This window comes from Acetobacterium sp. KB-1 (genome assembly GCF_003260995.1).
GTDB classification, from domain to species: domain Bacteria; phylum Bacillota; class Clostridia; order Eubacteriales; family Eubacteriaceae; genus Acetobacterium; species Acetobacterium carbinolicum.
Genome location: NZ_CP030040.1, coordinates 1,488,547 through 1,501,577, shown reverse-complemented (window position 1 = coordinate 1,501,577; position 13,031 = coordinate 1,488,547). Strand labels below are relative to the sequence as shown.

Here is a 13,031-nt window from a genome sequence, read left to right as displayed (position 1 = left end):
AATCAGCAAAAATAAATAAACGTATTGTATAATAAAGAAGGAGGTTTAGTCATGAAAATTTTATCAAGCAATAATCTCGCAGTTCAATCCAAAACAGGTCAGGATACAGCAGCAGAATCGAGCCGTCGTCTGGATTCGCAGAAAAAAGACATCGGCAAGAATAAACAAGACAGCAGCAGTATTTCAAACAGCCGTAGTGCGTCCTTTGAAGACAATCGCGTATCTACCGCCAAATCAGCGATCCTATACGATGTTACCGTCAAAGAATCAAGTCGTTTGGGTGAATTAAAAGAAGCCGTTAAAAACGGAACCTATCACGTACCAACCGATGCGTTGGTTGATGCGCTTCTAAAATAAGAAAATATAAAATTCTCGAGGAGGCTTAACTATGCCTGAAACAATAAAATATAAACAAACTTTAGATAGTTTTTATGACTATCTTTTCGGGGTTATTAAGCTTCATCGTGATACCATACCCAAGCTTAAAGATGAGCTGATGCTGATTCAGAGTAACAGCATCGATGAGCTAAGTGATAACCTCAATCACCAGCAGATCTTTCTGTATCAGATTAAGAACTTTGATCAGGATGTTGCCGATTATATGGAAAAATTGGGCGTTAGTGGTAAAAACATTAGTGAAGTAATCGGTCATTTTCCCAAAGAAGAGCAAGAACGATTTGCAAAACTGCTGACAGAATTTAAAGAAGTCGCTAAAGAAATAGAGTTTTATAAAGATAAATGTCAGACTCTTCTGCAAACAAAATTGCATATGGTCAACAAGAATATTGCGCAATTTGAAGCAAAACAGGAAAAAACAACCTATGGAGAAGATGGCAAAGAAGAGGGTGGTGTCAAACTTCCCAGTGCTTTTGAAAAGAGTGTTTAGTATATGTGCTCGGGGGTCAGATCCTCCTAAATCGTATAATGTAGGGGCGATTATCAATCGCCCGGGGGTCAGACCCTCGCCCGCAAACAGGGATCAGAGTAAAAGGAGAAAATAATGGCTGCAACATTTGTATCATATAATATCGCCAGCAGAGCCATGGAGGCCAGTCAGGCAAGTATCAACGTTGTTGGGAACAACATTTCCAACATTAAAACAGAAGGCTATACCAGACAACGGGTGGATGTTGTCTCCGTAACAAATAGTGGCATGGTTCAAAAATACGCTAATCCACAAATTTCTTCCGGGTTGGGCGCAAAAGCCACCGGAACAACCCAACTCAGAGATCCGTATATCGATGCCCGGTACCGTAACCAGAATTCAGAAAATAGTCGCTACGAAACCATGGTCAAAGGGCTTACCAATTTAGAAGATGTCTTTGATGAAGCGTCAGCGCAAGCCCTGATGGGAGAGTTTTCCAGCTTTGTTCTAGATCTCAATAGTTTGGCACAAACGCCAGGCACCTCGGATATTGCTCAGGTTGTGCGTTCGGCAGCAGAAAAAATAACTCAAATGATGAACATGTATGCCAATCAGCTTGACGAGATTCGAACCGAGCAGACTGAAAACCTTGAAGTAACGGTCGACAGCGAATTTAATACCTTTGTTAAGAATATCGCGGCATTAAATGAACAGATTCAACGGGAAGAAATCTACGGCAACACCCCCAACGAGCTCTACGATCAGCGTAACCTGCTTATTGATAAATTATCGGGAATTGCGAATATCAAAGTCAGCATGACGCCAGCCGATGTGATCTCGGAAAATCTTTCCATCCCTCATTATCGCATTACCATGGAAAATCCGAGCGGCGGCGAACCGATTATGATTGTCGATAATGGCAAATATGGTGAGATGAGTCTGGATGCAAAAACAGACCCCCTCAATGTTAAATTATCAGTGGTAGACACAAAAGGTAACCTAAGGGATGATGCCAACGATTTGATTAGTGATGGTAAGCTTTATGGCTATTTGAGTATTATAAATGGTAAAGGCACCTTTGCAAGTGCGACTGAAAATAGTGCCAAAGGCATTTATTATTATAACGAGAAAATAAACATCATGGCAAAACAGTTTGCCGAAGAGTTTAATTCAATAAACAGTGATATTTTTGTAGAAGACACGACGGATCTGGTAAACGGTTATAAACTAAATACGGAACCGTTAAATCTTTTTACCGATGATTCCGGATCGACAACAGCGAACTTAACAGCCCGAAATATTCAGGTATCAACAGAATGGTTAAAAAACCCGTCCTACATTAACACGACCAAAAAACCATTTATTGAGGGTCTGCCTGCGACGACTGATTATAAGTCAACGCCAACAGAACCGGATAATGTTCTGCGAATGATTAAGCGAATGAGTGATCAGATTGATTTTAAAGATAGTATGGGAAGTACCATCTTAACAGGAACTTTTAACGAATACATGACCAGCGTGGTTAGCGAAGTGGGAACCGATGTAGAGCTGTATACCAACTTCTCTAAAACGGCCACGAATGTATTCCAGACCATCTCAGACTCCAGGGATTCAGTTTCAGGGGTGTCTTTAAATGAAGAGGGGATTAACCTCTCGGCTTTCCAGAAGGTCTATAATGCCGCCATGCGCTATTTTAACGTGTTGGATGAAAACCTTGATAACGTCATTAACAAGATGGGCGTATAAATGTCCGGTTGGATTTACCATATATACCGTATATAACGGAAGGGAAGTGAAGAAATGAGAATTACCTATCGCATGATGACCTCAAGATATTCAAATAATTTAAATAATTTATCGGTAGATTTGGACAAACTGAATACCCAGGTGGCCACTGGCAGAAAATATGCCAGAACATCTGAGGATGTATCCTCGGCCGTTCGGGGCTATCAAATAAGGCGGAACCTATCCAAGGTAGAAGGTTATCAGGATAACATAAAACATGCTGATGCCTTTTTAACGAACTCGGAGAGTACTGTAGGTCAGATTGAGTCTTCGCTGGCTGAAGCGACAGATAAGATTTTGCAGGGGATGAACGGCACCCAAAGCGAAAATACGCGAAAGATTATTGCTACGGAACTTCGTACCATTCAAAGTCAGTTATTGGAAACTCTTAATACCAGTACATCGGGTGTGTATCTTTTCGGAGGAAGTAATAGCGAAAAACCGTTTGTAGTTGTGAATGATAAACTTCAATATAATGGCACAAATTTGGATGATTTGAATGAAGGAACGCCAGCAGAGATTGAATTATTAGAATCTTTAAAGAAAGACTCTTTGTACGTCGATATTGGTTTAGGTGTATCATTCGACCAAACCTCAGGTGAAGTGGAACGAAATAGCGTGTTTAATTATTCAGTTCCAGGGATTAATTTTGTCGGAAATGGAATAAATTCGACTACGGTTTCGGGAGAAGATGTTTCAAACAATCTTTATGATTTGCTAGGTAGAATTGCCACAGAGTTCGAAAAACCGGAAGGTGATTATTCATTTGATACAGTAGATAGCCTTTATGGTTTATACCAGTCAAATAGTCAAAAAACCTTTCAGACGACAACAGAAATTGGTGCAAAAACTCAGTATCTGGAGTTTATGACCAACCGTTATGAAACGCAGAATTTTAATCTGGAAAAACGACAGACTCAAGTTGAAGGCGTCGATGCAGCCTATACCTACATTGCTTTCCAAAGTCAGAAGGTAGCGTATTCAGCGGCACTTCAAATGGGGCAAAGTGTGGTTCAACAGTCTGTATTTGACTACATGAGATAATATTATAAATGATGTAATAAATAAAATCAAAGCATTTTTGGAATGTGTTAGTCATCAGAATAGCTTTAGTAAGGAGGAAAAATGGAACCGTTAATCACCATCGAAACAGTACCCATAAAACTGGAATTTGTTGAGAAAGAAACGCTGGCACTTTCATCGGTGCAGGCTGTTAATGCAAGTAATAATGTTAGTCAGCAGCAAGTCGTCAAACGTGAACCAATCAAAATTGTAGTGGGCGATTCATTTGTACCTAGTTCAACCTATAACTGGGATAATCCGACCTACACAGCGACTGCAAAAATAGGCGATGATGGAAAGTTAAAACTAAACATCCAAATGGAGGATGGAGATTCAAGAGCGATCCGGTTTACCCAGGCGAACCGAAGCATTAACTCCATGGCAAACAAGGTTAATAATAAAGATCGTGAAGATTCAGGTAGTATGCAATTAAGCATTCCGATGAGTGCCCTTCCTGGTGGCATGCCGGCGGCAGATAATTTAAAAACTGAGTTTTTACCGCCTGATCTTGAGATGGTTGTAACCCAACGAGCCGAGGTCATTATTAAATATGTTGGTGGCCCAATCTATGTTCCGCCCAGTGCTGATCCAAGCTACAGCCCGCCGATTGGTTTTGAACAAAAGGCTGAGCCATCAACAGGCATACAGTTGAACCAAAAAGCGTGAATATAAAATTAAGTTCTCTGAATTGTCATGATATTAAATCAGATGATTGAGAGAACTTTTTATTTAGCAAAAAAGTTGAAATAATGCTAAAGAAAAAAAGATGAAGGACGATATTAATAACAAGAGATTAAAAAGAGTATTAATCTTAATCTCTTGGCGATACGGCTATTGGTATCAGATTATGTTAGATTTAGAATAGGGAAAAATTAGTAGAAGAAATAAAAAATAATACTAAAAAAACCTAAAGTAAAATCAGAATAAGACGATATTAATAACAAGAGCGAACAAGCTTTAATAATTTGGCAGGCCTTGCGTACGAAGGAAAGCCTAACAAAATTCCCAGGTCGAGGGTTTCGATCAATAAAAAACGGAGGAAAATACAATGAGAATCAATCATAACATCGCAGCACTTAACACTTATAACAAGTTATCTGCAAACACGGCGGCTACTTCTAAGTCATTAGAAAAATTATCTTCAGGTTTAAAAATCAACCGAGCAGGCGATAACGCCGCAGGTTTGGCAATTTCAGAAAAAATGCGTGGTCAGATTTCTGGTTTAAACACAGCTTCAACAAATGCAAATGATGGTATTTCACTAATCCAAACTGCTGAAGGTGCATTAAACGAAACACATTCCATTCTTCAAAGAATGAGAGAACTGGCAGTACAATCTTCAAATGATACTAACACCGATGCAGATCGTGGTGAAATTCAAAAAGAAATCAACCAGTTAACAAAAGAAATCGATCGTATTTCAAGTGATACTGAGTTTAATACTCAAAAACTGTTGAATGGTGACAAAGCGATTAAAACAACTACTACAGTTGCCGGTATTACCAATGAAGACCAAGTAAGCGTTGAAGCGGGTGTTGCTGGAGGAACTTACAATGTTGTGGCAACTGTCACAGCAGCAACTGGTGCTGCTGGTGCTATCGCATCTGGATCTGCTTTTTCAGGTACTGTCGCTGCATTATTTAATACTTCAGATTTAGCTGTGGGCTCTTATAATATTACGATTGATAATACAGCAAAAACTGCTACATTGACTGATGTTGATGGTCGATTAATTGAATCAATAGATACAACCGGTACTTCAAAAGTCATTGGTGGAATCAATATCAGTGGAGCTGTAGCTGAGGCAAAAGATGGTGCATTATCTTTTAATATCACTGCTGCAAAACAAGAAACCATCACAGTTAAAAATGCTGCAGGAACTGAAGTCAAGGGGATTAACATTGAACTTGACTATGATGCTGCGACTGCATCGGGTTCTGTTGTTGTCGATGCAAGCAATGTCTTGACATTCCAGATTGGTGCAAATACTGGGCAATCGACTACCTTAGGAATTGATAACATGAGCGCAACAGAACTTGGTATTAACAATCTTGACTTAACCAAACAATCAACTGCAAACAGTGCAATTAAAACAATTGATGAGGCAATTGCAAATGTTTCTTCTCAAAGAGCTAAGCTTGGGGCTGTCCAGAATCGTTTGGAACACACCATCAACAACCTGGGTACATCTGCTGAAAACTTAACCTCTGCAGAATCTCGTATCCGCGACGTTGATATGGCTAAAGAAATGATGGAATTCACCAAGAACAATATCCTTTCTCAGGCTGCTCAATCAATGCTTGCACAAGCAAATCAACAACCACAGAGCGTATTACAGTTATTACAATAATAACTATCAAAATAAAAACCGCCGTAAGGCGGTTTTTTTATTGCAAAAAATATGAGCATCCTTTACAAAATATAAATAAACACGTATACTAAAAGAAAGAATTTGACGTAAACCACTCATAGTATTGATTGAAATTAATCGGGGGTTATCTAAAGAATTAGTTCAATTTGTCGATAACTAATGAGAACATCCATAAACAAACAGAATAAAAATAGATTAGGATTGGTGAATCATGAAAATAGTATTTAGCCAGGAGAGCTTTGAAACTGAAAATCGGATCGAAAATATTGATGGTATTTTTAGTTTGATTGATGATAAATTGCATGATTATAATCAAGAATTTGATTTTTTTGAAATCGATGGGATACAAGTCAATGATAATTTTAAGAAGTATTTCGCAGATAACATGGAATCAATTCAGGAGGTAGTTGTGAAAGTAAAGGATGATAAGAGAATGGTTAATGATATAGTCATTTCTACGGATGATTATATTCTAAATGCTAAAACACGCTTGAAATCCCTATCGGAGGAGTTTTATCAAAGCCCTCAAAGCAAATCATGGACAGATTTGGCTGATTTGTTTGAAGGGTTACAGTGGATGTTGGAAACAGTGATAAAAATAGACCGCATCAGTAATCTAGAAACAATCATAACGAATCATGAAGTCTGGAATGAATATGTACAGAACATAACTGGTCTGAATACAATTATTCTAGAGCTGAGTCATGCAATGCAAAATCATGATCATATTCTGATTGGTGATTTGTTACAATATGAAGTTCTGTCGCTATTTGAAAACGCCGAGCATAATTTACAGCTTTTAATGGCACCGGGAGGAAATCATCATGCTAGCTGATAATATTGTTTTAATGAAAAAACAATATCCGGAGATTTACGAAGCTGTTAAGAATTGGGAAGAAAGTAGTAATCAAGCTAGTTTTTCAGTCGAGAAAGCCGCTGATGGTAATCAAACTTTAAAATATTTTACGGGCGAACAGTCACTGTTTGTTCACAGTAAATACAATCCGCTTCGCGAGGCCACATCAATCATCGACAAACTTGTTGGTGATGAAGCAATGACGCCTGAAACTCATGTGATTTTTTATGGTCTGGGTCTGGGTTATCACATTGATGAATTTACGAAGCGCTTCAGTGATATCAGCTTCTCTATCTTCGAGCCATCAATTGAAGTTGTCACTGCTTATTTGGATCAGAAACCATTCAAAAAACTGCCACTCAAAAATATGGTTACTTTTCGTTGTGATAATAATGTTGCAGCGCTTTATAATGCTCTCGTTCAATCAGGAGATAAACACTTTGTGATCTGTGTACTTCCTGTTTATTCTAAAATATTTATTTCAGAATATGAAACTTTTTTATCTGATTATATGCAGTTGGTAAAAAACCAACGAAGTGCGTTAAGCGTTAATTATGCATTTAAAAAACGGTGGATTATCAATAGTGTGAATAATTTTAAAACAGTTTTAACAACTCCGAATATTTTAACAGATAACAGGGGTCAATTTCGAGATAAAACGGCAATTTTAGTCTCTGCTGGGCCCTCGTTGGATTACGAAATTGAGAATCTTAAGAATATTAAAAGCAATCATTTGGCATTTATTTTCTCTGTAGGAACAAGCATCAATACGTTAATTCATCATGGTATTTATCCCGATGTGATGACTACTTACGATCCCACAGAAAACAATAGATTGGTATTTAACAATATTAATGAACGCGGTATTAATAACATTCCAATGATTTTCGGATCGAGTGTGGCATATGAAGTATTAGCCGATTATAAAGGACCTAAGTTGCATACTATCACAACACAAGATTCGGTATCAGATTACTTTCTAAAAAGAGTGGACAAAGAAGAAATAGAAAAAGTTACGGATGCATCGTCGATCGCGGTTGTAACGTTTGAATTGCTAGTAAAATTAGGCTTTAAGCGCATTATTTTAGTTGGCCAGAATTTATCATATACCAATCGTAAGGTATATGCAAGCGGTGTTACACATCGTTCAAATGAGGTTGATACTGAACGTTTTGAATTGTGTTCTGTTGAAAATGTGAACGGCGAGCTTGTTGAAACGTCCGAACATATGCTGCAGATGAAAAAGCAGCTAGAAATGTCCATTGAAAATTTTAATGTAGAAGTTTTTAATACAACGGTTGATGGTGCAAGCATTGTAGGGGCAAAATATTTACGACTAAGCAAACTGATTCAAGAAACTTTAACCGAAAAAATTATGGATGGAAATGAATTTAGTCTAGAGTTTCAGGAACATTATAATAAAATTTATTTAATTCAGCAGTTACAGGATTTTAAGATAGCATTTCAGCTTTACCTAAATCAATTGACAAACACTAAAAGGATTATCGAAGATCTTAAAAAAATTACTGATGTTAAAAGAATTGACACATTAATCAGTCAATTGGAAGTTTCAATAAAAGAACTGGAGAGCAATGATTTCTTCAGTTGTATTGCACAACCTATCAATCGTGTTGAATATGCTATTTTAGTGAATAAGGCCAACGGTATCAAAAATGAAAAAAATGTCATGATTAAAAATAAAAAAATCACGAAACCTACTGAGATTTTCATCAATCATTTACTTCAGGATATGGAATTGAATCGAGGCATCGTCACTGTTTTAGATAATACGATCAAAAATTATACAAAGGTGAGCGAATGAAGAAGATTCTAGTAACAGGAGCAGATGGTTTTATCGGGAGTCATCTGGTTGAAGAACTTGTAAAAAGTGGTCATAAGGTCAGAGCTTTTGTGTTTTATAACTCGTTTAATACTTGGGGATGGCTGGATACCTTACCCAATAATATTTTAAATGAAATTGAGGTTATGACAGGTGATATCCGCGATCCAAATGGTGTACGCATTGCCATGAGAGGGATTGATGAAGTTTATCATCTGGCGGCACTGATAGCGATTCCTTTTTCTTATCATTCTCCAGACACATATGTGGATACGAATATTAAAGGAACACTAAACATATTGCAGGCTGCGAGAGACCTGGATACCTCAAGAATTTTAGTAACGTCCACCTCTGAAGTTTATGGAACCGCTCAATATGTTCCCATTGATGAAAAGCACCCTTTTCAGGGACAGTCCCCTTATTCGGCTACAAAAATCGGTGCGGATCGTCTGGCAGAATCGTTTTATCGGAGCTTTAGTACACCAGTTACAATCGTTAGACCATTTAATACCTATGGTCCACGGCAATCGGCCAGAGCGGTTATTCCAACGATTATTACCCAGCTTTTATCAGGCAAAGAAGAAATCAAACTTGGTTTATTGTCACCAACCCGTGATTTTAATTATGTAAAAGACACGGTAAATGGTTTTCTTGAAATTGCCAAAAGAGATAAAACCATTGGAGAAGAGATCAATATTGCGACCCAACGGGAAATTACTATTGGTGAATTGGCAAGAGAGTTGATAAGGCAAATTAATCCTAAGGCTAGAATTGTCTGTGAAGAAGAACGTCTTCGCCCCGAAAAGAGTGAGGTTAGTCGATTGCTAGGTTCCAATGAAAAGATTATGCATTTGACTGATTGGAGGCCGGTATATTCTCTTGAAGAAGGGTTAAATGAAACCATTGGTTTTTTCCGGAAAAATATGGGTAAATATAAAGCAGATATTTATAATCTTTGAAAGGCACTACTTATTATTTAAAATGTAACACAAGAAGTAGTAAAGGATTTACTAATGGAAATTAAAGATTTTCTGATTGATGAAAACAGATCTTTGCTGGAAGCCATGTCTCAACTGGAAAATGCCGCAAGAAAAGTGCTATTTGTGACAAAAAAAGGACAATTTGTCGCAGCACTAACAGATGGCGATGTTCGTCGCTGGATTCTTAAAAAAGGAAGCTTGGACGCAAAAGTTAAAGAGCTGGCAAATTACAAGCCCAAGTATTTACATGAAAGTGAAAAGAATAAAGCGAAGGATTATATAAAACAAAATTTTATTGAAGGGGTTCCGATTGTAGATGAGGATCACAACATTATTTCTATTATAATTTGGAATGATGAAAAAGTTGAGAAAAAAAGTACACTCAATATACCAGTAGTGATCATGGCTGGAGGTTTGGGAACACGACTGTATCCCTATACCAAAATTCTTCCCAAACCCCTCATTCCCATTGGTGAAATCCCCATTGCTGAACACATCATCAATCGCTTTGTGGAAAATGGATGCAGTGAGTTCTATCTTATTCTTAATCATAAAAAGAATATGATAAAAGCGTATTTTAATGATCTGGAGAAAGCATATCAGCTCAATTATATTGATGAAAAAAAACTTCTGGGTACAGGCGGTGGCCTGAGCCTATTAAAAGGAAAAATAACTTCGACTTTTATTTTATCCAATTGTGACATTCTCATTGATGAAGACTATCAGAAAATAATGACATTCCATCAAAAACAGGGCAACTTTATTACGATGATCTGTTCTATGAAACGAATACGAATACCTTATGGTGTGGTGGAAATCAATGAAACGGGAGAGATTGATGAGATGAAAGAAAAACCAGAGATCTCTATATTTGTCAATACCGGTATGTATGTGGTTGATGGCCGGGTTGTTGTCGAAATTGAAGCGGATAAAGAAATGGGTTTTCCGGATATTATTGAGAAGTATCGCAATCAGGGAGAAAAAATTGGGGTCTTTCCTATTAGTGAGAATGCCTGGTTGGATATGGGACAATTAGATGAACTAGAAATTATGCGAAAAAGGTTGGAAAAGGATGAGTAAAAAGTTACTTTTGATTGGTGGAGGGGGACACTGCAAAACAGTAATTGAGGCGGTTGAATCTAGAAATGATTATGAAGATATTGGGATTATTGATGTTTCTGAGAATGTCGGAAAACAAATTCTAGATTGTAAGATTATAGGCACCGATCGAGAGCTGAAACATTTTTTTTATGAAGGTTTTAAGGATGCTTTTATTAGTTTGGGCAGTATTGGAAATCCAAATAAGCGAATAAGCTTATATAAACAGATTAAAAGTTTGGGTTTTTATCTACCAGTAATTAGCCATTTTTCGGCAAATATCAGTCAGTATGCGAGTGTTTCTGAAGGCAGTTTTGCTGGTAAAAATGTGATCATCAATGCAGACACGACAATTGGAAAGTGTGTTATTCTAAACACTGGCTGTATCATTGAACATGACTGCGGCATTGCTGATTTTGCGCACATAGCTCCTGGTTCTATCATCAGTGGGAATGTTACTATTGGGGAAAAGACACATATAGGCGCTGGTAGTGTCATACGTCAAAATACCATCATAGGAGATCAAACAATCATCGGAATGGGCAGTGTAGTGGTGAACAATGTTGAGGAAAACTGCGTTGCATTTGGAAATCCTTGTCGAAAGGTGGATAATAATTGAGTGTCTATATTATAGCAGAAGCGGGAGTAAATCACAATGGTCAGTTTGAGTTGGCAAAAAAAATGATACAGATAGCAAAAGTATCAGGAGTCGATGCCATAAAGTTTCAAACCTTTTGCGCTGAAAAACTGGTAATTGCCAAATCTCCAAAAGCAGAATATCAGGAAAAGTCGACTGGGAAAGATGAAAATCAATTAGAAATGCTGAAAAAACTGGAATTGTCAAAAAATGATTTTATTGAGTTGAAAAATTGTTGTGATAAATTTGGCATAGAATTTTTGTCTAGCCCCTTTGACTTGGAGAGTCTTGAGTTTTTATATAGCATCGGATTAAAATGCTGGAAGATTCCATCAGGTGAGATTACGAATTTACCATATTTAATTAAAATTGCCAATACTAAATTACCGGTTATACTTTCTACTGGAATGGCGACTTTGAATGAAGTTGAAGACGCTGTTTATATTCTAAAAAAATATGGAACTGAGAAAATTTCGTTGCTCCATTGCACAACCGAATATCCAACCCCCTATGAGGACGTCAATTTAAATGCGATGCTAACCATGCTGAAAAATTTCGATTTACCAGTCGGATATTCGGACCATACAATGGGAATTGAGATTCCAATTGCAGCAGTGGCTATGGGTGCGACTATTATAGAAAAACACTTTACTCTGGATCGAAATTTGGACGGGCCAGATCATAATGCCAGTCTGGAACCTAACGAGCTTAAGGCAATGGTAGGAGCCATTCGTCATCTTGAAAAAGCTCTGGGGGATGGTGTTAAGCAGCCTGCAGAATCGGAAAAGAAAAACATTAGTATTGCAAGGAAAAGTATTGTTGCTGAAAGAAAAATTACTAAAGGTGAATTGTTTACAGAAGAAAATTTGACAGTAAAACGTCCGGGAAATGGGGTATCACCAATGAAGTGGTTCGAAATTCTAGGAAAAAAAGCGGTAAAGAACTTTGAAGAAGACGAGCTGATTGAGGTATGAAAAAGTGCATTTTTCTTGATAGAGATGGTACAATTAATAAATATAAGGAACTGCTACACAATAAGTATGATCTTGAATTGGAGGAAGGAGTCTCAGAAGCAATTAAGCAAATTAATGAAAGTGACTATTTGTGCATAGTCGTAACGAATCAACCCATAGTTGCTAGAAATTTATGCACCTACGAGGAAGCTCTTGAGATCAATGATTACCTTGAAAAACTGCTTTTTGATGCTAATGGCTCTTATTTGGATGCTGTTTATATGTGTCCTCACCATCCTGACCGAGGTTACATAGAGGAGAATAAAAAGTTCAAAATCGAATGTGAATGTCGAAAGCCAAAAATTGGGATGGTAGTGGAGGCACAAAAAGAATTTAACATTGATTTAAACAAATCCTATCTGATTGGGGATACATCAATCGATATAATGACTGGTAAGAATGCTGGGTTAAAGACAATACTTTTAAATACGGGTTTAAAAGGAAAAGATAATAACTATGATATTGAACCAGATGGATATGCAGAGAATTTATGTGATGCTGTTGAATTAATTCTAAAGAGGTGA

General features: G+C 37.3%; 13 protein-coding genes. All 13 read left to right on the top strand.

The features are described from left to right. The first annotated feature begins 51 nt into the window (after positions 1 to 51). Positions 52 to 357: a flagellar biosynthesis anti-sigma factor FlgM gene (locus DOZ58_RS06910; RefSeq protein WP_111887640.1), complete on the top strand. Its 306-nt coding sequence runs from the start codon at positions 52 to 54 to the stop codon at positions 355 to 357. A 31-nt stretch (positions 358 to 388) separates the two neighbouring features. Further along, entirely contained in the window at positions 389 to 886 is a 498-nt protein-coding gene (gene flgN, locus DOZ58_RS06905) for a flagellar export chaperone FlgN (RefSeq protein ID WP_111887639.1), read from the top strand. A gap of 114 nt (positions 887 to 1,000) precedes the next feature. Then, the gene (flgK, locus tag DOZ58_RS06900; protein ID WP_111887638.1) at positions 1,001 to 2,611 is read left to right on the top strand and encodes a flagellar hook-associated protein FlgK; all 1,611 of its coding nucleotides are present in this window, start codon (positions 1,001 to 1,003) and stop codon (positions 2,609 to 2,611) included. A 54-nt stretch (positions 2,612 to 2,665) separates the two neighbouring features. Then, positions 2,666 to 3,694 carry a hypothetical protein gene (locus DOZ58_RS06895; protein ID WP_111887637.1) on the top strand — a complete coding sequence of 343 codons (1,029 nt, stop codon included), beginning with the start codon at positions 2,666 to 2,668 and terminating at the stop codon, positions 3,692 to 3,694. 81 nt (positions 3,695 to 3,775) lie between these two features. Then, a complete protein-coding gene (locus tag DOZ58_RS06890) occupies positions 3,776 to 4,378 on the top strand; it encodes a hypothetical protein (protein ID WP_111887636.1) in 603 nt (200 codons plus the stop codon). A gap of 382 nt (positions 4,379 to 4,760) precedes the next feature. Further along, a complete protein-coding gene (locus DOZ58_RS06885; RefSeq protein ID WP_111887635.1) occupies positions 4,761 to 6,062 on the top strand; it encodes a flagellin in 1,302 nt (433 codons plus the stop codon). A 232-nt stretch (positions 6,063 to 6,294) separates the two neighbouring features. Beyond that, the gene (locus DOZ58_RS06880) at positions 6,295 to 6,918 is read left to right on the top strand and encodes a hypothetical protein (protein WP_111887634.1); all 624 of its coding nucleotides are present in this window, start codon (positions 6,295 to 6,297) and stop codon (positions 6,916 to 6,918) included. Next, positions 6,908 to 8,761 (top strand): motility associated factor glycosyltransferase family protein, encoded by a 1,854-nt coding sequence (locus tag DOZ58_RS06875; protein WP_111887633.1) that lies wholly within the window; start codon positions 6,908 to 6,910, stop codon positions 8,759 to 8,761. Before DOZ58_RS06880 ends, DOZ58_RS06875 begins: the two co-directional genes overlap by 11 nt. Continuing rightward, positions 8,758 to 9,738 (top strand): NAD-dependent 4,6-dehydratase LegB, encoded by a 981-nt coding sequence (locus DOZ58_RS06870; RefSeq protein WP_111887632.1) that lies wholly within the window; start codon positions 8,758 to 8,760, stop codon positions 9,736 to 9,738. Before DOZ58_RS06875 ends, DOZ58_RS06870 begins: the two co-directional genes overlap by 4 nt. Positions 9,739 to 9,792: 54 nt before the next feature. After that, positions 9,793 to 10,839: a sugar phosphate nucleotidyltransferase gene (locus DOZ58_RS06865; protein WP_111887631.1), complete on the top strand. Its 1,047-nt coding sequence runs from the start codon at positions 9,793 to 9,795 to the stop codon at positions 10,837 to 10,839. Next, positions 10,832 to 11,476 carry an acetyltransferase gene (locus DOZ58_RS06860; protein WP_111887630.1) on the top strand — a complete coding sequence of 215 codons (645 nt, stop codon included), beginning with the start codon at positions 10,832 to 10,834 and terminating at the stop codon, positions 11,474 to 11,476. The genes DOZ58_RS06865 and DOZ58_RS06860 overlap by 8 nt, the downstream gene beginning before the upstream one ends. Then, complete coding sequence (neuB, locus tag DOZ58_RS06855) at positions 11,473 to 12,468, top strand: N-acetylneuraminate synthase (protein WP_111887629.1); 996 nt, start codon at positions 11,473 to 11,475, stop codon at positions 12,466 to 12,468. The genes DOZ58_RS06860 and neuB overlap by 4 nt, the downstream gene beginning before the upstream one ends. After that, positions 12,465 to 13,031 carry an HAD-IIIA family hydrolase gene (locus DOZ58_RS06850; RefSeq protein WP_111887628.1) on the top strand — a complete coding sequence of 189 codons (567 nt, stop codon included), beginning with the start codon at positions 12,465 to 12,467 and terminating at the stop codon, positions 13,029 to 13,031. Before neuB ends, DOZ58_RS06850 begins: the two co-directional genes overlap by 4 nt.